This is a genomic window from Rhizobium sp. LjRoot258, from assembly GCF_964254185.1.
GTDB lineage: Bacteria > Pseudomonadota > Alphaproteobacteria > Rhizobiales > Rhizobiaceae > Rhizobium.
In genome coordinates this window covers 3,326,857-3,350,068 of the sequence record NZ_CAXUST020000001.1, presented here as the reverse complement: position 1 = coordinate 3,350,068, position 23,212 = coordinate 3,326,857, and the positions used below count along the sequence as shown (strand labels likewise).

The 23,212-nt window shown below is 60.8% G+C and carries 21 protein-coding genes; 15 read left to right on the top strand and 6 right to left on the bottom strand.

The features are described from left to right. The first annotated feature begins 51 nt into the window (after nucleotides 1-51). The 8 genes from ACSQ9D_RS16440 to ACSQ9D_RS16405 all read left to right on the top strand — a co-directional run bounded on the left by ACSQ9D_RS16440 (nucleotide 52) and on the right by ACSQ9D_RS16405 (nucleotide 7,022). Complete coding sequence (locus ACSQ9D_RS16440; RefSeq protein WP_436283085.1) at nucleotides 52-984, top strand: carbohydrate ABC transporter permease; 933 nt, start codon at nucleotides 52-54, stop codon at nucleotides 982-984. Next, the gene (locus ACSQ9D_RS16435) at nucleotides 977-1,870 is read left to right on the top strand and encodes a carbohydrate ABC transporter permease (RefSeq protein ID WP_436283084.1); all 894 of its coding nucleotides are present in this window, start codon (nucleotides 977-979) and stop codon (nucleotides 1,868-1,870) included. Before ACSQ9D_RS16440 ends, ACSQ9D_RS16435 begins: the two co-directional genes overlap by 8 nt. Before the next feature lie 3 nt (nucleotides 1,871-1,873). After that, nucleotides 1,874-3,586 (top strand): GH32 C-terminal domain-containing protein, encoded by a 1,713-nt coding sequence (locus tag ACSQ9D_RS16430; protein ID WP_436283083.1) that lies wholly within the window; start codon nucleotides 1,874-1,876, stop codon nucleotides 3,584-3,586. A gap of 380 nt (nucleotides 3,587-3,966) precedes the next feature. Beyond that, on the top strand, nucleotides 3,967-4,164 hold the full coding sequence (locus ACSQ9D_RS16425) for a hypothetical protein (protein WP_037125650.1): 198 nt from the start codon (nucleotides 3,967-3,969) through the stop codon (nucleotides 4,162-4,164). 60 nt (nucleotides 4,165-4,224) lie between these two features. Next, nucleotides 4,225-4,869 carry an alpha/beta hydrolase family protein gene (locus ACSQ9D_RS16420; protein WP_436283082.1) on the top strand — a complete coding sequence of 215 codons (645 nt, stop codon included), beginning with the start codon at nucleotides 4,225-4,227 and terminating at the stop codon, nucleotides 4,867-4,869. 173 nt (nucleotides 4,870-5,042) lie between these two features. Continuing rightward, nucleotides 5,043-5,945 (top strand): ABC transporter substrate-binding protein, encoded by a 903-nt coding sequence (locus ACSQ9D_RS16415; protein ID WP_436283852.1) that lies wholly within the window; start codon nucleotides 5,043-5,045, stop codon nucleotides 5,943-5,945. Beyond that, complete coding sequence (locus tag ACSQ9D_RS16410; RefSeq protein ID WP_436283081.1) at nucleotides 5,930-6,640, top strand: L,D-transpeptidase; 711 nt, start codon at nucleotides 5,930-5,932, stop codon at nucleotides 6,638-6,640. Before ACSQ9D_RS16415 ends, ACSQ9D_RS16410 begins: the two co-directional genes overlap by 16 nt. A 100-nt stretch (nucleotides 6,641-6,740) precedes the next feature. Next, entirely contained in the window at nucleotides 6,741-7,022 is a 282-nt protein-coding gene (locus tag ACSQ9D_RS16405) for a hypothetical protein (RefSeq protein WP_436283851.1), read from the top strand. A 49-nt stretch (nucleotides 7,023-7,071) separates the two neighbouring features. Here the strand turns inward: ACSQ9D_RS16405 and ACSQ9D_RS16400 are convergent, their stop codons facing one another. The 4 genes from ACSQ9D_RS16400 to ACSQ9D_RS16385 form a co-directional block, all read right to left on the bottom strand. Next, the gene (locus tag ACSQ9D_RS16400) at nucleotides 7,072-9,315 is read right to left on the bottom strand and encodes a glycoside hydrolase family 2 protein (protein WP_436283080.1); all 2,244 of its coding nucleotides are present in this window, start codon (nucleotides 9,313-9,315) and stop codon (nucleotides 7,072-7,074) included. A gap of 149 nt (nucleotides 9,316-9,464) precedes the next feature. Continuing rightward, nucleotides 9,465-10,376 (bottom strand): SMP-30/gluconolactonase/LRE family protein, encoded by a 912-nt coding sequence (locus ACSQ9D_RS16395; protein ID WP_436283079.1) that lies wholly within the window; start codon nucleotides 10,374-10,376, stop codon nucleotides 9,465-9,467. A gap of 100 nt (nucleotides 10,377-10,476) precedes the next feature. Beyond that, on the bottom strand, nucleotides 10,477-11,298 hold the full coding sequence (locus ACSQ9D_RS16390; protein WP_436283078.1) for an SDR family oxidoreductase: 822 nt from the start codon (nucleotides 11,296-11,298) through the stop codon (nucleotides 10,477-10,479). Nucleotides 11,299-11,383: 85 nt separating this feature from the next. After that, on the bottom strand, nucleotides 11,384-12,571 hold the full coding sequence (locus ACSQ9D_RS16385; protein WP_436283077.1) for a phytanoyl-CoA dioxygenase family protein: 1,188 nt from the start codon (nucleotides 12,569-12,571) through the stop codon (nucleotides 11,384-11,386). Nucleotides 12,572-12,665: 94 nt separating this feature from the next. Here ACSQ9D_RS16385 and ACSQ9D_RS16380 point away from each other — a divergent pair, with 94 nt between their 5' ends. The 6 genes from ACSQ9D_RS16380 to ACSQ9D_RS16355 all read left to right on the top strand — a co-directional run bounded on the left by ACSQ9D_RS16380 (nucleotide 12,666) and on the right by ACSQ9D_RS16355 (nucleotide 20,820). Further along, nucleotides 12,666-13,688: a LacI family DNA-binding transcriptional regulator gene (locus tag ACSQ9D_RS16380; protein WP_436283076.1), complete on the top strand. Its 1,023-nt coding sequence runs from the start codon at nucleotides 12,666-12,668 to the stop codon at nucleotides 13,686-13,688. A 62-nt stretch (nucleotides 13,689-13,750) separates the two neighbouring features. Continuing rightward, nucleotides 13,751-14,968 (top strand): adenylate/guanylate cyclase domain-containing protein, encoded by a 1,218-nt coding sequence (locus tag ACSQ9D_RS16375; RefSeq protein WP_436283075.1) that lies wholly within the window; start codon nucleotides 13,751-13,753, stop codon nucleotides 14,966-14,968. A gap of 129 nt (nucleotides 14,969-15,097) precedes the next feature. Then, nucleotides 15,098-15,529 (top strand): OsmC family protein, encoded by a 432-nt coding sequence (locus tag ACSQ9D_RS16370; protein ID WP_037125673.1) that lies wholly within the window; start codon nucleotides 15,098-15,100, stop codon nucleotides 15,527-15,529. A gap of 320 nt (nucleotides 15,530-15,849) precedes the next feature. Further along, the gene (locus ACSQ9D_RS16365; protein WP_037125701.1) at nucleotides 15,850-16,458 is read left to right on the top strand and encodes a TetR family transcriptional regulator; all 609 of its coding nucleotides are present in this window, start codon (nucleotides 15,850-15,852) and stop codon (nucleotides 16,456-16,458) included. Nucleotides 16,459-16,511: 53 nt separating this feature from the next. After that, complete coding sequence (locus ACSQ9D_RS16360; protein WP_436283074.1) at nucleotides 16,512-17,648, top strand: efflux RND transporter periplasmic adaptor subunit; 1,137 nt, start codon at nucleotides 16,512-16,514, stop codon at nucleotides 17,646-17,648. 25 nt (nucleotides 17,649-17,673) lie between these two features. Then, nucleotides 17,674-20,820, top strand: a complete 3,147-nt coding sequence (locus ACSQ9D_RS16355) for an efflux RND transporter permease subunit (protein ID WP_436283073.1) — start codon at nucleotides 17,674-17,676, stop codon at nucleotides 20,818-20,820. A gap of 45 nt (nucleotides 20,821-20,865) precedes the next feature. On the opposite strand, the gene ACSQ9D_RS16350 is transcribed toward ACSQ9D_RS16355, so the two are convergent. After that, nucleotides 20,866-21,225, bottom strand: a complete 360-nt coding sequence (locus ACSQ9D_RS16350) for an antibiotic biosynthesis monooxygenase (protein WP_436283072.1) — start codon at nucleotides 21,223-21,225, stop codon at nucleotides 20,866-20,868. A 127-nt stretch (nucleotides 21,226-21,352) separates the two neighbouring features. Between ACSQ9D_RS16350 and ACSQ9D_RS16345 the strand changes: the two genes are divergently transcribed. Beyond that, the gene (locus tag ACSQ9D_RS16345) at nucleotides 21,353-22,228 is read left to right on the top strand and encodes a LysR family transcriptional regulator (RefSeq protein ID WP_436283071.1); all 876 of its coding nucleotides are present in this window, start codon (nucleotides 21,353-21,355) and stop codon (nucleotides 22,226-22,228) included. Here ACSQ9D_RS16345 and ACSQ9D_RS16340 read toward each other — a convergent pair. Further along, nucleotides 22,221-23,144 (bottom strand): ROK family protein, encoded by a 924-nt coding sequence (locus ACSQ9D_RS16340; RefSeq protein WP_436283070.1) that lies wholly within the window; start codon nucleotides 23,142-23,144, stop codon nucleotides 22,221-22,223. The genes ACSQ9D_RS16345 and ACSQ9D_RS16340 overlap by 8 nt on opposite strands. Nucleotides 23,145-23,212 lie beyond the last annotated feature (68 nt).

Here is a 23,212-nt window from a genome sequence, read left to right as displayed (position 1 = left end):
AGCCTGGCGGTAACCCCGTTGGATGCCCCCAATCTTCAGGAGGAGGAGATCATGACTTTGCAACAATCGCCCGCTGCCGGGCGGCTGCGCGCGGGCGGCCGGCGCGATCTGCGCCGGCTGGCGCAGGAGGCTCTGATGATCGCCCCGGCCGTCCTGCTTCTCGCCTTCTTCCTGATCGCGCCGTTCCTTCTGTCATTCTGGACGTCCATGACGAACCAGCCGCTGGTGCCGCGGCCAACGCCGGTGCGCTTCGTCGGGTTGCTGAACTTCCAGCGCATCTTCAACGATCCGCTGTTCTGGACCTCCTTGTGGAACGTGTCGCGCTTTACATTCTGGGTCCTGCCGGTCCAATGCGGCCTCGCCTTCGCGACGGCGCTGCTGCTGCACCAGAAGATACCCGGTCGCAATCTCCTGCGCGGCATGTTCTTCCTGCCTGCAATCACCTCCATGGTTGTCGTCTGCGTCATCTGGGGCACTCTGTTCCAGTACCCGAGCGGACCGTTCAACCAGATCGTCGGCTTCCTGTCCGGCGGCCGGATCCAGCCGATAGACTGGCTGGGCGATCCGAACTGGGCGATGTTCTCGATCGTGCTGCTGTCCGCGTGGCAGGCCTATGGCTTCCAGATGATCGTCTACCTCGCCGGTCTCCAGGGGATCCCGGACGAACTCTATGATGCCGCCAAGATCGATGGCGCGAACGCACTGCGCCGCTTCTGGCATGTCACGATGCCCGGTCTGCGGCCTACTCACGTCTTCGTGCTTGTCATTACGACCATCCAGGCGTTCAAGCTCTATACGCAGGTCGCCATCCTCACCCAGGGCGGACCCAAAGGAAGCACCGAAACCGTCGTGCACTACATGGTGCGGGCCGGATTCGAGGAACAGAAGCTCGGCTATGCTTCCGCCGTCTCCGTCATCTTGTTCGTCATCGTACTCGTAATCGCGCTGATCCAGCGCAAACTCTTGAGGCGCTTCGATGTCTGATCTCGTCATAAGCCAAGCGACGCCCGTCGTGAAGCCCTGGGCTTCCAGCAAGGCGTCATTCCACCTCGTTCAGGCCGTCTGCATCTTTATCATCGCCCTGGTGGTGATCTCGCCGCTGTTCATGCTCCTCATCGCGAGCCTGAAAGACGATCGTTTCCAGATTCTGGCGGATATGGGCAGCTTCCGTGCCTTCTGGGTATCTGATCCGACGCTCGCCAACTTCAAGGAAGTCGCGCACTTCTCCGGCGAACTGGCATTCGGCCGCTATCTTCTCAACTCGCTGCTGATCCTGGCGGTCACAGTCGGCGGCGGTCTCGTCGTCAACTCCATGGCCGGCTTCGTGCTTGCCTGGGGTTCACTGCGCGGCAAAGCCGTCTTGCTTGCGCTGGTCGTCGCTCTCTACGTAATTCCGCAGGAAAGCATCATCATGCCGCTGGTGGTGATGGTGTCGCGTGCCGGCATGACCGACACCTTCGCCGTGCAGATTCTTCCCTGGGTCGCGAGCCCCCTCTACATCTTTCTGTTCTACCAGTTCTTCGCACAGCTACCCAAGGAGCTCTACGAGGCGGCGGAGATCGATGGGGCTTCAGTCTTCCGTATCTATCGCTCGATCTATATGCCGCTCAGCCTGCCTGCGCTTGCCACCGTCTCGATCCTCATGGGGATCGAAAGCTGGAACCAGTATCTCTGGCCGACCCTCGTGACGCAGACAGACTATGCGCGTCCGATCTCCGTCGCCATCGCCACCTTCTTTGGCCAGGACAGCATCTATTGGGACCGTGCCATGGCCGCCTCCGTCCTGATGATGATCCCCATTCTCGCTCTCTACCTCGCTTTCCAGCGTTGGTTTGTGAGTTCGTTCGTCGGCTCTGCCGTGAAAGGTTGATTGATGACAATTCAAACAGGAAGTTTCTCGGGGTCTCGCGAGAAGGTGAGTGCCGATCTCCAAGCCGGGGAGGTGATCCACGTTTGGCTGAAGGCGCGGATCACGGGCGTTACGGCTTCTGTCGGCGTGACCGTCGAGGGTGTCGAGATCACCGCGGCGGTTTCCACCAAGACCGAAGAGTTCGAATTCCAGCAAGTTGTTCTACCAGCAGGTGGAAAATGCGTGCTGAGCTATGAGCCATCGGCCACGGCCGTCTCGGTGATCTACAGCTTCGATCCGGTAGGCGTGCTTGAAGGGGGCATTCGCGTGCTTCACTGCTCGGCAGCAAATGCGCCGCCGCAACTCCATTCGGGGTATCATTTCCGCCCGCCCTTCGGCTGGATGAACGACCCCAATGGTTTCGGCCGATTCGGGGGGAAAGCGCACCTTTTCTACCAGCATTACCCGCATAGCCTGCGCTGGAACACGATGCATTGGGGGCATGCGGTCTCGCATGACTACCTTCACTGGACGCATCTTCCGGTCTTCCTGTTTCCTGCAGCCGAACTCTCGATGCGTGACGACGGCCGCGGAGGAGCTTTTTCCGGGTCGGCCATCCCGGTTGCGACAGAGGACGGCGAGCAGATCCTCGTCTTCTTCACCGAGCAGGTGCGGGATCGGAAGCCGGAGGAGCAGATACAGCTTTCTGCGATCTGCGCAGACGGGGTTTTTGTTGGCAACCCCTCCGTTGTCCTGCCGGTGCGACCGGAAGGACTAGGGCTCACTCTGGACTTCCGCGATCCCTATGTATTCAAGGGGCCGGACGGCCTCTGGAAGATGATGCTCGGCAGCCGCGACAAATCCGGCGGCGTGATCCTCCTTTATGAGACGACTGATCGCGATGCAGAAGGCAGCTGGAGCTTTGTCGGCGTCCTGCATCGCGAGGATCGCTTTGGCATGACGGCTGCAGAATGCCCCTGCATGATCCCTCTTGGCGATGTCGCAAGCGACGAGACGCGCTGGGCTCTCATTTTCGGCCTCCTGACCAGCCGCGATGCGGCGACCGGACGCCGCAACATGTCGTCCATCACCGTTGGTCGGTTCGATGGTCGCCATTTCCAACCGGAGTTTGAGCAGGAACTCGACTTCGGATCCGACGCCTATGCCTTTCAGGCCTTCGTCGATCATGACGGACCTGTCGGTCTGGCTTGGCTGGCGAATTGGACGGACGTTTCCAAGAGCGTCGATTTCCCAACGGCCATGACACTGCCGCGGCGCATTCTTCTCGATGGGGGCGCGGTTCTGACGCCGCCCCTCGAGGCAGTCGAGGGCCTGCGCCACAAGCTTCTCGATGACGACGGGTTGCGGACCGGCAAGAGCGTCGAGTTGTTCGATGGGGCGGTCGAGATTCAGCTTGACCTCAAGCAAGCCGGAGCATCCTTCGAACTCAGTTTCGACCATCCCGAGATCAGTCTTGGTGTCCGGCTGGACGAAGATGGGCTGGCGGTCCTTTTCGATGCCGGAACGGGAAAGCCGTCGCCGCGCTACCTGGCTGCCGGCGCCAAGCCTGAGCAGGTTCGCATCTTTGTCGACGCCGGCTCGATCGAAGTGTTCGCGGACAACGGCCGCTGGTGCGGCACGAAGCGCATCCCAGGCTTTGCCGCTATCCGATCGGCAACACTTAACGCATCCGAAGGCAGCGTCGCGGCTGCTCGCATCTGGCAACTCAAGCTCTGATCGAAGAGAAAAGAACATCGCATCCGTCGCGGGTCTTACTCGTCGGCATCTTTCTGATCCCCGTTCTCTATGTGATTTTCCAGTGGCTGCGGGAAAAGGCGAAAGGCGTCAAACGCGAGGCGAAACCACAGGTGGTCGAGGAAGGACAGCACTAGCTGCCGGTTGGTCACCCCGGACGGAGAGGATCATCCGTTAGCGACGTAGAGATCTGGCTTCCCAAGGATAAGGGCCGGCCGTGGTGAGGCTCTGCCGCACGCGTTCCGGCCAATATTCTATGTATCGGTAATAAATCCCGCGATTGGCGAAGTGGAAAATGTTGCTGAGCGTCGTTGGAACATTTAGCGCGGTCGCAGGTTGCTTCTGTAAATAGGAGCGAAGCGATGCTGATTCTTGAAGAAATTCTCCTCGTTTCTGCTGATCGGGTGGCGTGCTGTCGTGGGCAGCTCGAGTTGGATCTCGGGCAAATGATCGACGAGCTCGAGCGTTCGGGCTTCTCCCGTAAAGAAATATTGGTCGCGCTCAGCGAACTGATCAGCGAAGAATTCTCGGCTCTTCCAGACATGCCGAGATTCCATTGATCGCATTTACCCTGCCTGTCCGATATGGCGGCAATTGGCTCATTGCGCTATGACATCGCAATGAGCGAGAAGTTTCTGATCACCGGCCCGGACAATCCACCGGCCACCATCATGCTTGCCCACGGTGCCGGCGCGCCGATGGACTCGAAGTCCATGACAGCAGCCGCAGACGCGCTTGCTGCGGTCGGGTTCTGCGTTGCACGCTTTGAGTTCGCCTACATGGCTGCCCGCCGGACGTCCGATGCGCGAAAGCCACCGCCGAAGGCCGAGACCCTGATCCCCGAATATCTGGAGGCGGTCGAGGCGCTCGCGAGCAACGGGCCGCTGATTATCGGCGGCAAATCCATGGGTGGCCGAGTGGCGAGCATGGTGGCAGACGACCTCTACGAGCAAGGGACGGTCCGTGGATTGTTGTGCCTTGGCTACCCTTTCCATCCACCCGGCAAGCCGCAACAGTTGCGCACGGCGCATCTGAAGAACCTGCGCACGCCGACGCTTATCTGCCAAGGGACACGCGACGAATTCGGCACGCGCCAAGAGGTGGCGACCTATCCGCTTTCCGCTGCAATATCAGTCCTCTGGCTCGAGGACGGCGACCACGATCTTGCGCCGCGCAAGAAGATTTCCGGCTTCTCAGTCGGCGATCATCTCGCCACGACGGCTGCGCGCGTGAAGGCTTGGGCGGACGACGGCTGCCTCCGTTAGGCGCAGGCGGGAACGTCAACTCGACTTGACGGATGTGAAAGCTTTATGCATCTTCGCGTGCAAAGTGTGACGTGCATATCTACGATCCTTTATCGCATGTTTGGGGGACAGGCATGGCGAAGCGCGTAGCATGTTCAGGGCTCTTTTCATCCGTTTTCGCCGCAACGCTTACGATGAGCAGTGCTGCCTTTTGCGCCGACCTCGTGATCGCGATGCCGAATTGGCCTTCGGGACAGGCGACGGCCAACATCCTCAAGGTCAGCATCGGCAAGGAGTTCGGGCTCAATGCCGATGTGCAGGAAATGGGCACGCTACTTGCGTTCAACGGCCTCGAGAAGGGCACGGTGGATATCCACCCAGAGGTCTGGCAACCCAATCTCGAAGACGTCATCAAGCGGTTCGTGACGGAAAAGGGCGTCGTGGTTCTCGCCAAGCGTGGCGTGCCGGCTTGGCAGGGCATCTGCGCAACACCGGCTGCCGCAAAAAAGGGCCTGAAGACGATCGCTGATCTCAGCGATCCGGAAAAGACGAAGATTCTCGATACCGACGGTGACGGTAAAGGCGAGATGTGGCTCGGCGCACCGACATGGTCTTCGACCGGGATCGAGCGGGTCCGGGCAAATACCTACGGCTATGCGAAAAACCTGACGCTGGTCGAGTCGGAAGAGGAAGTTGCCATGGCGGGGCTGGATATCGCGATCGCGACGAACCAGCCGCTGGTCTTTGCGTGTTACGCGCCGCATTTCATCTTTGACCTGCATAAGATCGTCCGCCTTGCCGAGCCTCCGCACGATGCCAGCAAGTGGAAGCTCGTCGGTCCAAACGATCCACTCTGGATCACCAAGTCCTCGGCATCGACGGCCTGGGACACGGCCAATTTCCGCATCGGATACGCAGCGGCTTTCGAGAAGAAGCACCCCGATATCGCCGCGTTCCTGGAAAAGGTCGATCTGTCGCCAGAGGAAGCGACGGCGATGAGCTATGCGCTCGAAGTCGAGCGTATACCGCCACTCGACTACGCGACAAAATGGGTCGCCGACAACGCAAAGCGCGTAGATGGGTGGGCGAAAAAATGACAGCAAAGCCCGGATTTCCAGTGAAGGCGAAAGAGGCCACGCGGGTGCGCAAGCTGACCTTGGCGCTGCTTGCGGCCGCAGCGTGCGTTGGCCCGCTTGCCGCGTGGGCACAGACGCAGATCTATGATTCCAAGACGCACACCTGGGTTGATTACGACAAGAAGAAGGCCCGCCAGTATTACGCGCGCAACAATCAGCCGCCGGAAGCATTCCGAATGCAGACGGTTCCCTTCAGGACCGCCGAGCCGCCGGGAACGATCATCATCGATGGCAACCAGCATTTCCTCTACCTCACCCAGCCTGGCGGTCAGGCAATCCGCTATGGCATCGGCGTTGGCCGCGAAGGCTTCGGATGGGCCGGGATCGTGCGTGTCGGCCGGACAGCGGAATGGCCGACCTGGACGCCGCCGGCCGAGATGGTGGCGCGCGACCCGAATGCGGCAAAGTGGGCGGCCGGGATGCCGGGTGGACCGGAAAATCCGCTGGGTGCCAGGGCGCTCTACCTCTACGAAGGCGACCAGGACACCATCTATCGTATCCATGGGACAGCGGAGCCTTGGACGATCGGGCTCGATGTGTCGTCCGGGTGCATCCGCATGAACAACAACGACATCGTAGACCTTGCGTCACGGATCAAGATCGGCGCCAAGGTCATTGTGCTGATGCAGGGGGCTGCACTCTACAAGGGCGTTTGAAAATGGGCCGGCTCAGCGCCGGAAAGCGAACAAATCACGCTAGTCGGGGGACAGGGTTTTGTGGAAAAACACCGCGAAGAAGATTTCGATCGGCCGAATGATGGCGGCAATGACAAGTGCGGCCCTGCTTGGTGCCTGCACGCCGACGCCACCGGCGCCTGACAGCATGGCGCGCACAACGCTGCAGACCGCGCCAGCGGATCTGCAGCTGCTGTGCGCCAATTCCGCGGCTGGGGTTGCCGGTGCGAACGCCAAGGTGTTGCCCACCGCCTCTCGCCAATTGCCCGACGGCACCTTCGGCGTCGACCTCGATGCCGGCGGCAAGAAATTCTCGTGCATCGTCGATAACAACGGTACGGTCCGGTCGGTGCAGCCGGTATAGTTGGTTCGCGGCACGCCCCGCCCGACGGTTTGGCGTATCCGCAGTGACCTTAGACGGCCGTCAGCTCCAGCTTGACCTCTGGGAAGCGACTGCAGCTTGCATGAACGCTTATCGCACCCGTCAGCCCGGTCGCCTCCAGCCAGAAGCCGGCCGTGCCGCCCTGTAGCGGAACCGATGCCGGACCGACAATCTTTGCCGGCCCGTCGACCTGCAGGGTAACATTCTCATTCATGAAGGGCAGGCGTTGCCCCTGTTGATCAAGCGCGCGGATGATGACACGGGTCGTGTCGCGCTCGCGGGCCTTCAGCGTCGTGCTGTCGGCAACGATCTGCAGCGTCGTCGGCAGCGGGTCGGCGGCAAGCGTCAATCTGGCGACAGGTTCGCCGTCAATGTAGCCGGTGAATTCGCCGTCGATCCACTCGAGGCCCCATGTGCCAAGCTCATCAGGCGTGAAATGACGGTGGTCGAGAACCACAGGCGGGTGCGGCAGGTGCGGATAGTTCTCGTGGTCGGGCCCGATTCGCTTCGTCACAGAGCCGTAGCGCAGTTCGACCGCGTCGCAGTTGGTCAGGATGATCAGTGGCAGCACGCCGCCGATGTTGCGCTCGCCGCGCGCCCAGAAGGTGACCGGCTGCATGACGATCTCTTCGGAAGGATCGCACTGGCTGGCATAGACATAGGCCGCAAACTTCGGTTCGCGGAACATGTCCATGACGCCATGATAGCAAATGCGGTCGCCGGAGCCGAAGTCCTTGTGGGTGTTGTAGTCGAACATGCACCAGCCGATCGCGCCTGCGATATCCGGATCGCCATAGGCGGCGTTCAGCACTTCGAGGTGGCGGCGGACATGCTCGGCCTGCCGGGCTTCCTGGTCGTAGATCTTGGTGGGATACATGTGGCCACCGAACTCGGTGATCATGTAAGGCACCTTGCGCGACAGGCCGGTGGCCTCCTGCTGCGGGCGAAGCGCCGTGCGCGGGCGGTTGTTGCCGGGGAGTTCCTCGTTGCCGAGGATGAAGTCGTTCATCGTGTAGACGTCTTCGAGCAGTTCACTGTCCGTTATGTAGCGGACGCCGCCGGTCTGTCGTGTCGGGTCGAGTTCACGGGCAAGCCGGTTCGTCTCGACGTAGAAGTCGTGGCTGTCCTGCGACTCATTGATGCGCACGCCCCAGATGATGATCGAAGGGTGGTTCCAGTCGCGTTCGATCATGCGCCGGACGTTGCGGATCGATTCTTGCTGCCACTCCTCATCGCCAATATGCTGCCACCCTGGGATCTCTTCGAAAACGAGGAGGCCGATGCGATCGCACCGGTCGAGGAACCACTTCGATTGCGGATAATGCGACGTGCGGACGATATTGCACTTCAGCACCGACTTCATGATATCGGCATCACGCTCCTGGGCCGATCTGCCCGCGGCATAACCGACATAGGGGAAAGCCTGGTGGCGATTGAGGCCGCGCAGTTTCAGCGGCTGGCCGTTGAGCAGGAAGCCTTCGGGCGTGAATTCCGCGGTACGGAAGCCGAAATGCGACGAGACGCGGTCCGAACCATGGCTTGTCTTCAATTCGACGGTGACTTCGTAGAGCGCAGGATCGCTGATGTCCCAGAGCGATAGGCCGGTCAGGCCATCGAAGGAGAGCGTAAGGTCTTCACCGGTGGTTTCTGCGGAAGCCGTGGCAAGCAGGCGTCCGTCAGCATCCTTCAGCGACGCCGATACCGAGCCCAGGAACGAAAGCTGCTGTGGATTGGCAAGATCGACGCGCACGCTTGCCGACTTTTCCTCTGCCAGCACGTTGTGGGTTTCAATCTTGAGGTTGCCGACAGAGATCGGGTCGGTGACCTTCAGCCAGACGTCGCGGTAGATCCCGGCATAGGTCAGGTAGTCGATGCGGCCGCCGAAGGGAGGAATCTCAGGATTTTCGCTGCCGTCGATTTTCACGGTGATCAGATTGTCGCCCATCACCAATCTGCCGGTGAAGCGTGCTTCGAAGGGCGTGTAGCCATCCTTGTGAGCGATGATCTCTTCGCCGTTCAGGTAGACGACGGCATCGGCCATGGCGGCGTCGAAGACGAGCGAAACCTCGCGGCCCTCAAACTCCGGCATCCAGCGCAGGATCTTCTGATAGGTGAATGCCCGCTGGTAGCTTTTCTCATCGAAGTAGTTAAACGGCAGCTCAACGGCCGTATGAGGCAGCCTGACGGTCGCCGTGCCATCGAAGTCCTCAAGTAGACGCTGGCCGAAACCCTCGTGAAAACTCCAGCTTTCGTTGAAAGAGACGACCGAACGCATCTCAGGCTCCCATGAAAAAAGCGTTGCAGATGGATTGGCGCCGGTTGCGGGCGCGGGAAAACTCGAACATCGACGATTCTTTCTGGATGGAATGCCTAGCTCCGTAGGCGCGCTGACGTCCTGGTTCGATGGCGCGCGCGATACTGACCCTATGGATATTGTGCGCCGTTGGTCGTGGTGTAGATCGAATACAGCGATTGGGTGGCCGTGATGAACAGCCGGTTCTTTTTCACGCCGCCAAAGGCGATGTTCGATACCGTTTGCGGCACCTTGATCTTGCCGAGCAGCGTGCCGTCGGGCGCAAAGCAGTGAACGCCGTCGGCTGCACTCGTCCAGAGATTGCCGCTGACATCGAAACGGAAGCCATCCGGCACGCCGCTGTCGATCGAGCAGAAATACCGGCTGTTCGTCAGCTTTTTGCCGTCGACGACGTCGAAAACGCGGATGTGGCGCGGGACTTCATGATTGGAAGAGCCGGAATCGGCGATGTAGAGCTGCTTTTCATCAGGCGAGAAGGCAAGGCCGTTGGGCTGGATGAAATCGGTGACGACCGCTTCGATCTCGCCGGTGGGGGCATCAATGCGGTAGACATTGCGCGTTTCCTGCTCCGGTTCCGCCTTGTGACCTTCGTAGTCGGACATGATGCCGTAGCTCGGATCGGTAAACCAGATCGAGCCGTCCGATTTGACGACGACATCGTTTGGCGAGTTCAGACGCTTGCCGTTATAGCTTTCGGCCAGCACGGTGATGCGGCCGTCGAACTCGGTGCGGGTGACGCGCCGGCCGCCGTGCTCGCAGGAAATCAATCGGCCCTGGCGGTCGCGGGTGTTGCCGTTGACGTAGTTGGATGGCGAGCGGAAAACCGAGACATTGCCATCGGGCACCCAACGCATCATCCGCTCATTGGGGATATCGCTCCAGATCAGGCAATTCAGGTCTGAGAACCAGACGGGGCCTTCGGACCAACGGCAGCCGGTATAGAGTTCCTCCAGCCGGGCGCTGCCGGCGATCAAGCCGCGGAAACGGTCGTCACGGATGTCATAGAGCGCATCTTCTGACACGGGTCAGCTCCTCCCAAAGCGATGTGACGCTCTTCGTAAACGTAAACGGCAATGTGTTCCAGAGCCCGGCGCCCGCAAAAGCGTCGGGCTCTGCATTTTTTCAAAGGGCTGTGTCCGGGTGCGGCGAGCCGTCGTAGGCGCCCCAGATCGACTGGTCGAAGCAGATCATGGATCCGGTCATGAGGCCGGATTCCGCCGAGGAGAGATAGGCGCAGGCGCGGGCCACTTCCTCAGGATCCACCAGGCGGCCGAAAGGCTGGCCGGCAGCCGCCTTTTCCAGCCAGTCGGCAGGTGCGCCATGAAATTCCCGCTGAATGCGATCTTCGCCCTCGGACGCCATCCAGCCGATGTTGAGGCCGTTGACACGGATGCGATTGCGCAGCAGTGCGTATGCCGTGTTCTTCGTCAAAGTTTCCAAGGCACCCTTCGAGGCGCAATAGGCGGCAATGAAGGGTTGCCCTGCCTTGGCCGACATGGAGCCAATATTGACGATCGTGCCTTCGATCTTCTCACGACGCATCACCTTCACCGCTTCCTGCATCAGGAAGAAGGGGGCGCGGACGTTGACGGCGAACATGGCGTCAAAGAGTTCCGGGCTGGTATCCAGGATGGTTCCGCGGTCGGTGATGGCAGCCGCATTCACGAGGGCATCGACGCGGCCGAAGGTCTGGTCGCAGACATGAACGACGTTTTTGGCATCATCGACCTGCCCGAGATCCGCTTGGACATAGACGGCCTTGATGCCGGTGGCGGCAGCGATCTCGTCGGCCTTCGCCTTGCCCTTCTGCTCGTTGCGGCCACAAATGACGAGGCCCCTGACGCCGCGCTCGGCAAACAGGCGGGCGATTGTTGCCCCGAGCCCCTGCGTGCCGCCGGTTACGATTGCGATCTTGCCGTCGAGGCGGCTATGGTCTGTTGTCATGCGTTCCTCCTTTGAATGATGGGCCATATGCCAAAAGCTCCCGAAGCGAGAGGCACCGGGAGCAGAATTCGTCAATGCTTATGCGTCAGCTTAATCGCCGCTCGCTCTGTTGCGCCAGTGCCGAGGTGAACCTCGCATCGTCCCAATTTTCCTGCAGTGCCGTATGCATCAGCTGCGCTTGCGTCTTCGGGGCAAGGCCACCGATCGGTGGGTCGCGGTCGAGGTTGGTTGGGAAGGAATAGCCCTCTGCGCAGGCGGCGACGGCGTTGCCGATCTCGCCTTCGGACAGATTGCCCTTCATCCTCTTCAATGCCGGGAATAGCCTGGCGCTCATGCGCTCACGGTTGACCGTCTCCATGGCGCGGCCGAACGCGGAGGAGACCTGCAGCAGATTGGCCACGCGCTTGATGTTGGTCGAGCGGTTGGTACCGGCTGCGTGGAAGAGGGCCGGATTGAAGAATACCACGTCGCCCTTTTCGAGCGGCAACTGGACATGATGCGTTTCGAAGTAGTCTTTGAATTCCTGGCGCTTGAGGGCGAGGTAACCCGGCTCGTAGGTCTGGCTATGCGGCAGGAAGAGCGTGGGGCCGCTTTCAAGCGGCATGTCGCAGTGGGCGACCGCGCCCTGCAGTGTCAGCACTGGCGAGAGCCTGTGCACATGCGCCGGGAACTGCTCGATCACCTTGGAAGACTGGAAGCCCAGATGGTAGTCGCGATGAGCGGACTGTGCCGCGCCGCCCGGATTAACCCGGTTGACCTGTGCGGTCATCTGATAGCTCGGGCCGAGCCAGGCTTCGCTCGCGATCGCGACGATGGCATTTGCATAGTATTCGGCGAAGTTTTCGGGATCGGCGAGGCAGTGCTTTTCCAGCGAGTTCCAGATGCGGTCGTTGGCTCCCGGCTTGGCAAAGTGATCGCCGCCTCCAGTTGCGGTACGATGCTGCTCCTCGATGATCTCGTCGAATATTGCGCTGGCGCGGTCGATGACGCTCGTATCCCTGTAGGCGCGCTTGAAAACGACGACGCCGGGGCCCTCACCGAAGGCCGCGCATATCTCGGCGAGGACCGCTCTGCGGCCGTCGGGGCTGGCGATCGCTGCTAAGACTTTGCCACTGTCATAAATCAGAATGTTCTTTTCCACGGCCGCTGCCGTCGGATAGTCGGCCAGAGCCGTTGTCTTCTCGGCAAGCTTGCGGAAATCGCTAAGATCGCAGGCCTCCTCGGTCAGCCAGACGCGGTCGGCGCGCGGTTTCTGTAGGTTGTCGGTTTTCATCAGGTACTCCTCCCTTCCGATGAGGGCACTATACGCCGCCGACCGGTGTGTTATAGATCAGGAATCCATCAAAAAAGCATCAAAGACGGACAGCGTGGCACATCGGTTTCTCGTCAAGGATATCGCCTTTCAGGCCGGCTTGAGCACGGCGACCGTGGATCGCGTCCTTAACAATAGGAGCGGGGTTCGGTTCCAGACGATGTCAAGGGTTCAGGCAGCGATTGCCGAGCTGGAGAAGCAGCAGATCGGCGGAGAGGTGAGCGGACGAAAACTCGCAATCGATGTTGTCATGGAAACGCCGGAACGGTTCAGCACCGCGGTTCGCGACGCCTTCGAAGCGGAGGTTGCGACGTTCCTGCCGACAGTGTTTCGGTGCCGTTTCCATTTCGCCGAGGTCATGAAGCAGGCCGAGCTGGTGCAACTGATTGACCGGATCCGGCTGCGCGGCACGAACGGCATCGTTTTGAAGGCACCTGATGTTCCAGAGATGGTCGCGGCCGTGGCGCGCGCAACCGAAGCGGACATTCCTGTTGTGACGCTGGTGACGGACCTGCCGAATTCGTCACGCAGCGCTTACGCGGGTGCGGACAACCGGGCGGCCGGCGAGACGGCGGCCTATCTCATCGGTGAGCATTTCGGGGGAGCGCCGGGGCGCGTCCTCGTGACACTTTCCAGCGGTCGCTTTCGCGGCGAGGAAGAGCGCGAGATCGGCTTTCGCCGTGTGCTGCGCGAACGTTATCCGCTGATCGGCGTGACCGAAATCAGTGAAGGGCATGGCACGGACGCGGCGACGAGAACGCTGGTCGTGCAGGCGATCGCGGCGGATCCGGCAATCAACGCGGTCTACTCGATCGGCGGCGGAAACCGGGCGGTGCTTGCTGCCTTCGAAGCCGCGCAACGGCCGGTCCATGTTTTCGTGGCGCATGACCTTGATGCAGACAATCGCGCGCTGCTTGCCGCCCACAAGATCGGCTTCGTGCTGCATCACGATCTGCGCACGGACGCCCGTTCGGCCTTCCGCGCCGTGATGGGTCGCTCGGTCAGAGGCGGAATTGCGCCTTCGGCATTGTCGTCGGTGGAAATTGTCACACCTTACAACATGCCTGCGACGGGCTGAGCTTTGTCTTTCCCTTGCCGGCAAAATCGCGATACAGCTTTCGCACCAGCGAGGGAAACGGCATGGAATACAGCGATATAGGGACAATTGCGGCCTGGCTGACGGAGCAGGGTCTGAAAGGTGCCTCCGAGGCAGAGCTGCTGACCGGCTTCTGCAATGCTTGCCGCGAGCGCGGTCTTCCGCTCGATCGCGGCATGGCGCTGATGGATACGCTGCATCCCGTCCACGAGGGCCGGGCGTTTCGCTGGGATAGCCGGGAGGAGATCGAGACCGAATTCGAGTATGGACCCTCGAGCGATGGAGCTGCGCTGGACAGCTGGCAACGCTCCGCCTTCTACTATCTTTGGGCCGGAGAAGAGAACGAGGTCAGACGGCGCATCGGCTTTGGCGATCCGACCGATTTCGTCATGCTCGACACGATGCTCGAGCAGGGCCATACCGATTTTGTCGCGATGGTCCACCGGTTCGCCAAGGCAGGCACGATCGGCGAGATGGATTGCTTCTTCTCTCACTTCGCGACGCGCCATCCCGAAGGGTTCTCGGATCAGGATCTCATTATCCTGCGAAAGCTGGTGCCGGTACTGGCCCTTGCGATCAAGTGCATTGCGCTGGCGCGTATCGCGAGGACGATTGCAGAGGTTTATCTTGGCGATGATGCCGCGCGGCAGGTGCTGGAAGGCAAAATCACGCGTGGGAAGTCGGAGCGGATCTCGGCGGCTCTCTGGTTCTCGGATCTTCTGAATTACACCAAGATATCCGACAGCGCACCGCCGGAAGAAATCCTGCCGATGCTGAATGCCTACAGCGATGTCGTCATTTCAGCGATCCACGAGGCCGGCGGCGACGTGTTGAAGCTGATCGGCGACGGGGTCCTGGCAATCTTCAAGGGGGACGAGCCGGCAGATGCCTGCTGCGCGTCGTTGCGGGCCGAGCGATTGCTGCGGCAGAAGCTGAAGGCGTTGAACGACGAACGCGCGCTCGAGGGGCGGCCAACGACGGAGGTCTATATCGGCCTGCACATCGGCGATGTCTTCTACGGCAATATCGGCAGCCGCGAGCGGCTGGACTTTACCGTCATCGGGCCTGCTGTGAACGAGGTTAGCCGGATCGCCTCCATGTGCCGATCGGTCGATCTCAACGTACTGATGTCGTCGGAGTTTGCGGCGACGATCCCGGAAGGCGAGCGCGGCGCGCTGGCCTGCATCGGTCGTTACGCACTCCGCGGTGTCAAGCGCGCGCAAGAACTCTACACGCTCGACACGGCGCGCATCGAGATCTGATCGCCTTTTGCCTATCGCTGCCCGGAAGAAATTTCACGGCGTTGTCGCCTTCTGCCGATAGAGGATTATATCGCGTTAAAGAGGCGAATTGCTTCTTTCAGCTTCCTCTAACCCAGATAGGAGAACGGCATGCAGATCAATCGTACAGGTTCAGCGCAGTGGTCCGGCGGACTGAAGGACGGCAAGGGACAGATTTCCACCCAAAGCGGCGCGCTCAAGCACTATCCCTACGGTTTTTCGAGCCGCTTCGAAGGTATTCCCGGGACCAATCCGGAGGAACTGATCGGAGCGGCCCATGCCGGCTGCTTCACGATGGCCCTGTCGCTCATTCTGGAGGAAGCGGGCCTCAAGGCGACCGATATGGAGACGACGGCAAAGGTGACGCTCGAGAGCGTGGAAGGCGGCTTCGCGATCACCGCGATCCATCTTACGCTGACCGGCACGGTTCCCAATACGGACGAAAGGACCTTCGTCGAACTCGCCAACAAGGCCAAGGCCGGGTGCCCGGTCTCGAAGGCGCTCTCGGCTGTTCCGATCTCGCTGGACGTCAAGCTCTCCTGAGCCCGACGGATTAGACCAAGTGCCGTGCATAGGTGTCGGCACCTTGTCGTCTGCCTGGTTTCTCAAGTCCCGCTTTATCTCAAAGCAGTTGCGCCGCGGCGTAGGGCGGCGGTGCGGTATCGCGCGCCCTGCCGCATCGAGCATTCCATTGCGATCTGGCAACCCAACGCCATCGCTGGAGTTAGGCGGTGGTGGGATCGCATTGGCGCGTCCAATCGTTCCGCTCCTCAACGCACGAAAACCTTGACATATTACGATTGATATTTTACGACTGACGAAATTCAAAAATCGTCAGTCGTAAGCAAGGTGCGTGAAAATTGATCAACGATGCTGCGGAGAACACGATCGAACTAGCACGTCAGGAGAATGTGACGCGCATTCTCGACGCTGCCGAGCGGCTTTTCCGTCACTACGGATACTCAAAGACGACGGTTGCCGATATCGCCCGCGATCTCGGCATGTCGCCGGCCAACGTCTACCGTTTCTTTGCCTCGAAGGTGGAGATCCACCAGGCGATCTGCGGCCGCATGCTCGCCTTGAGCTATCAGATGGCCTACGACGCCTGCCACTTGCCGATCAGCGCTTCCGATCGGCTGCGCCGCTTCGTGCAGGGCCAATACCAGATGACGGTCGAGACCATGCTCGACCAGGAGAAGGTGCATGAGATGGTCATCGTCGCCATCGAGCGCGACTGGCACGTCATCGAGAAGCACGTCGACAGCATTCATGAATTGCTGGCTGATGTGATCCGTGAAGGGATCGCAGCTGGCGAGTTTGCCGAGCAGGACGCGGATGTCGCCTCCCGCTGTTTCGGGGCCGCAACCATCAGCCTCTGCCATCCGCAGATGGTGGCGCAATGCCTCGCCAAGACCAACCGCGCCACCGTCGATGAACTGGTCGAATTCACGATCAGGGCACTGAAAAAATAACACGCGGCAAGGGCCCGCAGATCAACCGATAACCGATTTCAGGAGTGCGAAAGATGATTTCGCTGAAGACAGTCCAGTTGCCGTCCTTTGTCAGTCTTGCGCTCCTTGGCGCCGTTGCGTTCGCCGTATCCGGCTGCAGCGAGGAGAAGAAGGCCGAGACCGAAGAGATCATCCGGCCGGTCAAGGTGGTGGAAATTACCGCGGCTGGCGATACGCGTGCGCTGGATTATTCCGGTGCGGTGAAGGCCCGCGTCGAGATGAACCTTGGCTTCCGCGTCGCAGGCAAGATCACCGACCGTCGTGTCAACATCGGCGATCGCGTCAAGCCTGGCGATCTGCTCGCTGAAATCGATCCGACCGATTACGAATTGGCGGTCAAGACCGCCGAGGCGAATCTCGCCGCTGCCGAAAAGGGTGTGGCGACCGCCGACCTTTCCAACAAGCGCGCCCAACAGCTTTATGACAAGAGCGTCACGGCAAAGTCACAGATGGAGCAGGCCGCGCTCAGCTACGATCAAGCGGTTTCGACACGCGATGCCGCAGCGTCGTCACTCGATCAGGCCAAGAACCAGGTCACCTATACGGAGCTCAAGGCTGACCGGAATGGTATCGTAACGTCGATCAGCGCCGACACTGGCGCTGTTGTCGCGGCAGGCACGCCTGTCGTCACCGTCGCGCTCGACGGCGAAAAGGAAGTGCAGATCGCCGTTCCGGAAAACGACATTGCGCAGTTCAAGCCCGGCAAGACGGTCAAGGCCAGCTTCTGGTCAGACAACAAGCTGGTGCTCGACGGCAAGGTGCGTGAGGTTTCCGGCAGTGCCGATGCGCAGTCGCGGACTTTCTCGGTTCGCGTCAGCCTTCCGACCGACGATCGCGTGCTGCTCGGCATGACGGCGACGATCGAGGCCGCCATTGGCAATGCCGAGACCAACCTTGCCATTCCGCTGAGTGCACTTGCCGAAAGGGACGGCAAAAAGATTGTCTGGGTCGTCGATCGCAATGCGTCAACCGTCCATGCCCGTGAAATCAAGGTCGCGGACTTCACCAGCGGCGGCGTCCATGTCGCCGACGGTCTGAAAACTGGCGATCTCGTCGTCTCAGCCGGCACGCAGTTCATGACCGAGAACCTCAAGATCAAGCTGCCGGAACAGCAGTCGGCGCAAGCCGAAACCGGCGACATCATTCGCTAGAGCCCGGCCAGGAGAGGACACGATCATGGACAACTCCACCGCCGAGAAGCGTCCCTTCAACCTGTCGCGTTGGGCCATCGGCCACCCGAGCATTGCGCGCTTCCTGTTTGGGCTGATCCTCATCACCGGCGTGCTCGGCTTGATGCGGATGGGTCAGAAGGAAGATCCGGATTTCACTTTCCGCGTTATGGTCGTGCAGGCCATATGGCCGGGTGCCTCCATCCAGGAAATGGAAGACCAGGTCGTCAACAAGATCGAGCGCAAGCTGCAGGAAACCCCGCATATCGACTGGGTTAAATCCTATACGCGGGCTGGCAGCGCCATCATCACCCTGCAGGTCAAAGGCGATACCAACAGTGCGCAGGTGGCCGACGCCTTCTACCAAGTGCGCAAGAAGGTCGGCGACATCTCCAATGAGCTGCCGGAAGGGCTGCTCGGGCCCTATTTCAACGACGAGTTCGGCGATACTTACATCACGCTGCATTCGATCAGCGGCGATGGCTACAGCTATCCCGAGTTGAAGAAGTTTGCCATCCAGGCGCGCGACATGCTGCTGACGACGCCCGGCGTCGAGAAGGCGGTGATCATCGGCGACCAACCCGAGAAAATCTACATCGACGTTTCCTCGAAGGCGCTGGCTGAACGCGGCCTGACCGTGCTCGACCTGCAGAATGCAATCAAGGGGCAGAACAGCGTCGATCCGGCCGGATCGGTCGATACCGGCACGCGTTCGGTGCGCATCTCCGTCGAAGGTGATGTCACGAAGGCGGAGGACATCCGCGAGTTGCGGCTAAAGGCCGGCAACCAGGTGACGCGCCTCGGCGATATCGCCACCGTCTATTCCGGCCTCGAAGATCCCTATCAGCGCAAGTATCGCTTCAATGGTCACGAGAGCGTCCAGGTCGGCGTCGTCATGGCCAGGGGCTTCAAGGTGACCGATGTCGGCAAGGATGTCGAAGCGACCTATCAGCGCTTCGAGGAATCGCTGCCCTACGGCGTGGCCGTCGACCAGATTTCCAACCAGCCCGACGTCGTCACCGATGCCATCAGCGAGTTCATGCATGCGCTCGGCGAAGCGCTGATCATCGTGCTCATCGTGTCCTTCCTGTCTATTGGCTGGCGCTCAGGTCTCGTTATCGCGATCGCTATCCCACTCGTGCTGGCCGCGACCTTCGCCATCATGTACGAGCTCGGCATCGACCTGCAGCGCATCTCGCTCGGCGCCCTGATTATTGCGCTCGGCCTGCTCGTGGATGACGCCATGATCGTCGTCGAGCTGATGGAGCGAAAACTCGAGGAAGGTCTTGTGAAGATCGAGGCGGCGAGCTTCGCCTATTCCTCGACCGCCTTCCCGATGCTGACCGGCACGCTGATTACCACCGCTGGCTTTATTCCCGTTGGCTTTGCTGCATCGACAGCCGGCGAATATGTTCGCACGCTCTTCTACGTCGTCGGCATCGCGCTTGTCGTCTCATGGTTCGTCGCGGTCTATTTCACGCCCTGGCTCGGCTACATGATCCTGAAACAGCGCCATCATGCGGGCGAGCATCACGACGCCTTCGATACGCGCTTCTACCACCGCCTGAGAGCGACAGTCAGCTGGGCCGTGCGCCATCGCATCATCGTCATCGCGATGACACTCGTGACCTTCGCCACCAGCCTGTGGGCATTCCAGTTCATCCCGCAGAACTTCTTCCCGCAGTCGTCGCGCCCGGAAATCCTCGTCGACCTCTGGTTGCCCGAAGGCACCAGCATCAAGGAAGTCGAGACGCAGGCAAAGGCGCTCGAAGCCAAGATCATGGACGACAAGGACAAGAAATTCGTCGCCACGTATATCGGCGAGGGCGCCCCGCGCTTCTTCCTGCCGCTCGACCAGCAGCTTCGCAATCCGAACTTCGCGCAGCTTCTGGTCATGGCAAACGACGAGCCGGCGCGTGAACGGCTGATCGTGAAGCTACGGACCATCCTGGCGCAAGACTTCCCTGATATCCGGGGCAAGGTGGATCGTCTGTTCCTCGGCCCGCCGACGGGTTGGCCAGTGCAGATGCGCATCATGGGGCCGGATCGACAGGAAGTGCGCAAGATCGCGGACGAGGTGAAGGCAAAGTTCCAGGCCAATCCGCTGCTTGGCGCGATCCACGACGACTGGCTGGAGCCGGTACCGGCAATGAAGCTGGTAATCGATCAGGATCGTGCCCGCGCACTCGGCGTCACCTCGCAACGCGTTCGCCAGATGCTGCAGACAGCCGTGTCCGGTGCACCGCTCGACGACTTCCGCGATGGCGAGGAGACGGTGTCGATCGTCGCCCGGGAGCCGGAAGCGAACCGCGCCCTGCTGTCTGCCGTCAACTCGGTTTATGTACCAACGGATTTCGGCGGCTTCGTCCCAGTGTCGCAGGTTGCCAAGGTCGTGCCCGTTCTGGAGCAGGGCATCGAGTGGCGGCGTGATCGTCTGCCAACGATCACCGTGCGCGCAACGCTGCCCGATGGCGTGCAGTCCAATGACGTCGTCATGAAGATGTATGCCGACATGCAGTCCCTGCGCGACAGTCTGTCGGCCGGCTACAACATCGAGATCCAGGGCGGTGCAGAAGACTCCGCCGAAAGCCAGGCGTCGATCGCGGCCAAGGCGCCGATCATGCTCGTCGTCATCGTGCTCTTGCTGATGGCGCAGTTGCAGCACTTCGGCAAGGCGATGCTCGTACTGGCGACAGGCCCGCTTGGGATCATCGGTGCGGCTGCGGCCTTGCTGATATCAGGCGCACCCTTCGGCTTCGTTGCCATCCTCGGAGTGATCGCACTGCTCGGCATCATCATCCGCAACTCGATCATCCTCGTCGACCAGATCGACCAGGACATCAAGGCGGGGATGCATCGGCAGGAAGCAATCGTCGGTGCAGCAGTCCGGCGCTTCCGCCCGATCATGCTGACGGCGCTGACGGCTGTCCTGGCGCTGATCCCGATCTCGCGGGGCGTCTTCTGGGGGCCGCTGGCTTACGCCATGATGGGCGGCATTCTGGTCGCGACGGTGCTGACAATCCTGGTGCTGCCGGCTGCGTACGCGCTGTTTTTCGGCAAGGAGCCGAAGGCGGCTGGCGCCGAAAGCGATCGGTCGAACGCCAATGACGACACGGTGGATGATCGCCATCCCCCGGCTGTCGCTGCCGAGTGAAGTCAAAAGGCGCGGCGAAAGCCGCGCCTTTCTGCTTTTTAGAGATCAGCCTTGCGCGTTCGCGCGCTTTGGCAGCACGAGATCATCCACCCTGTAGGCGTGGAATTCGCTCGTCGAGACGCTGTCGAGCATGCGGAATTTCTCAAGAAAGACCGGATCGGCGAAAAACTCGCCGATATTGCCTTCGTCCTGGATCGCTTCGATGTTGACGACGGTCTTGCCGTCCGTGCTTTTTGAAAGGTTGCTCCAGAGGAAGCCTTTCTTGCGCTCCGCGACATAGTGAACGACGTCCTGGATGATCCGGAAAGCCTCGTCCTGTTTTCCCGGATGGGCGTGAATGACGTTGACGATGAAGGTCGTGGGGGCGGGCGCGATATTGAAGCCGGCGGCGTAGTCTTGGGGCATGCGGGTCTCCGTGGTTGCAAGGCCGAGTTTTCGGCCAACGGGAGAGTGGTAGCCTTGTCGCTATTATGGAAAAATGGGACGATGTTCCGATAAGATCGGACCATTCTGTCCGCAATCGGAGGGGTGCTTGGATAATTTTGGCGCGCTCGGAATATTCATACAGGCGGCCGAACTCCGCAGTTTTGCCAGGACAGGGCAGCAATTCGGTATTTCGTCCTCGGCTGTCGGGAAAACAATTGCGCGGCTTGAGGATCGGTTGGGAGTGCGGCTCTTTCATCGCAGCACGCGCAGCATCACGCTGACGCCCGAAGGGGCGATGTTCCTCGAGCGCTGTCGGCGGATCGCCGGCGAGATCGAAGCCGCAGAGCTCGAGCTGGCGAGGACGAAGGCGGCGCCGCGTGGAAAGCTTCGTGTCAGTCTGCCGTTGGCGGGCATGTTGTTCATGCCGACGATTACCGCCTTCATGCAATCCTATCGCGAGATCGAGCTGGACCTGGATTTTACCGATCGCCTTGTCGATGTGATCGAGGAGGGGTTCGATGCCGTCGTTAGAACCGGCGAGATCAGCGATTCACGTCTGATGACGCGCACGCTCGGCAAGTTCTCTCACCGCATCGTGGGCTCGAGCGAATACCTCGCCCGCATGGGCGTGCCGACGGCACCGAAGGACTTGCGACGTCACTTTTGCCTGCATCACAAGTACCCCTCTAGCGGCAAACTGGAGCGATGGCCGTTCCGGACCGATGGCCCGTTGGATCTGCCCGTGTCCTCGATCGCGAGCACCTTGGAGCCGTTGATCTATATGGCCGAGAGCGGGATCGGGCTTGCTTGCCTGCCGCTCTTTACCGTGCGCGAACAACTCCGTTCGGGCCGGCTCCTATCCGTGATGGAAGAAGAGCTGGCAGACGTCGGCGCTTTTCGCATTCTATGGCCTGCCAACCGCTACCCAGCCCCGAAGATACAGGTCTTCGTCGACTACATGGCGCGGCACCTTTTCAGCTAGCGACGAAATCGGCTTCCGCTTTCAGGCCGAGCAGACCGGCGCCGATCAGGCCTGGCTCGACGCGGCATTCGCTGCGCACCACCAGCGGGCGATCGAATTTGCGCAGGATGCGCTGCCGAACGGCCTTGTCGAGCTCTGCAAGCAGCGGTTCGACGTTGGAAAGCCCGCCGCCGACAGGGACGATGGTCGCGCCCGTGATGTTGATCGTCAGCGCGAGCGGTGAGGCGACGAGATCGACGAAGACGTCGATGGTGCGCGCCGCCTTGGCCTCGCCCTTCAGCCAATCATCGATGATCTCCTGGCTGGAGAGGTCAATTTCATGCAGCGTCTTGTGCAGGCGTTCGAGACCACGCGCGCCGCCAACCGTATCGACGCAACCCTTCTGGCCGCAGCCGCAGGGATAGGCCGGAATCGCAACGGGCGGATTGCCTGCCTGTGATGCGAGCGCCGGGCCGTGGCCCCATTCGCCGGCAAAACCGCCAGCGGCATTGATCAGGCGGCCATCCGCAACGACGCCGCCACCGACGCCCGTTCCAAGAATGGCACCCAAAACGATACGATGGCCGCGTCCGGCACCGAGATCGGCTTCCGCCATGGCGAAGCAGTCGGCGTCATTTGCGATCAACACCGGCAATCCGAGTTCGGCTTCGAGGTCGGCGGCGAGATTGCGGCCGTGGATGCAGGGGATGTTGGCGCAGGTGAGCCGCTGCGTGTCAGGATCGACCACGCCGGCGATCGAGAAGGCCAGGCGCCTCGGCTGCTCGCCCGTTTCTGCTATGATGGCGCGCAAAGTGTCAACGAAAGCAGCAAAATCGTCCTTGGGGGTCGGGCGACGGCCGAGTGGCCTGATGTCGGCTTCGGAGTGTGCCACGCCGCCCTTGATGGCGGAGCCGCCGATGTCGAAAGAGATGATCATTCGGGTTCTGCTGGTTTGGATGGCGTCTGCGTCTGCTCGCATCCTTCCGCCGGTTTTGCAAGCCAAAA

Coding starts and splice junctions, on each gene's coding strand:
- ACSQ9D_RS16340 (WP_436283070.1), bottom strand. CDS start 23,144: ATGATCATCTCTTTCGACATCGGCGGCTCCGCCATCAAGGGCGGCGTG.
- ACSQ9D_RS16370 (WP_037125673.1), top strand. CDS start 15,098: ATGCAGATCAATCGTACAGGTTCAGCGCAGTGGTCCGGCGGACTGAAG.
- ACSQ9D_RS16420 (WP_436283082.1), top strand. CDS start 4,225: ATGAGCGAGAAGTTTCTGATCACCGGCCCGGACAATCCACCGGCCACC.
- ACSQ9D_RS16440 (WP_436283085.1), top strand. CDS start 52: ATGACTTTGCAACAATCGCCCGCTGCCGGGCGGCTGCGCGCGGGCGGC.
- ACSQ9D_RS16415 (WP_436283852.1), top strand. CDS start 5,043: ATGAGCAGTGCTGCCTTTTGCGCCGACCTCGTGATCGCGATGCCGAAT.
- ACSQ9D_RS16400 (WP_436283080.1), bottom strand. CDS start 9,315: ATGCGTTCGGTCGTCTCTTTCAACGAAAGCTGGAGTTTTCACGAGGGT.
- ACSQ9D_RS16435 (WP_436283084.1), top strand. CDS start 977: ATGTCTGATCTCGTCATAAGCCAAGCGACGCCCGTCGTGAAGCCCTGG.
- ACSQ9D_RS16375 (WP_436283075.1), top strand. CDS start 13,751: ATGGAATACAGCGATATAGGGACAATTGCGGCCTGGCTGACGGAGCAG.
- ACSQ9D_RS16390 (WP_436283078.1), bottom strand. CDS start 11,298: ATGACAACAGACCATAGCCGCCTCGACGGCAAGATCGCAATCGTAACC.
- ACSQ9D_RS16405 (WP_436283851.1), top strand. CDS start 6,741: ATGGCGGCAATGACAAGTGCGGCCCTGCTTGGTGCCTGCACGCCGACG.
- ACSQ9D_RS16430 (WP_436283083.1), top strand. CDS start 1,874: ATGACAATTCAAACAGGAAGTTTCTCGGGGTCTCGCGAGAAGGTGAGT.
- ACSQ9D_RS16360 (WP_436283074.1), top strand. CDS start 16,512: ATGATTTCGCTGAAGACAGTCCAGTTGCCGTCCTTTGTCAGTCTTGCG.
- ACSQ9D_RS16355 (WP_436283073.1), top strand. CDS start 17,674: ATGGACAACTCCACCGCCGAGAAGCGTCCCTTCAACCTGTCGCGTTGG.
- ACSQ9D_RS16385 (WP_436283077.1), bottom strand. CDS start 12,571: ATGAAAACCGACAACCTACAGAAACCGCGCGCCGACCGCGTCTGGCTG.
- ACSQ9D_RS16350 (WP_436283072.1), bottom strand. CDS start 21,225: ATGCCCCAAGACTACGCCGCCGGCTTCAATATCGCGCCCGCCCCCACG.
- ACSQ9D_RS16425 (WP_037125650.1), top strand. CDS start 3,967: ATGCTGATTCTTGAAGAAATTCTCCTCGTTTCTGCTGATCGGGTGGCG.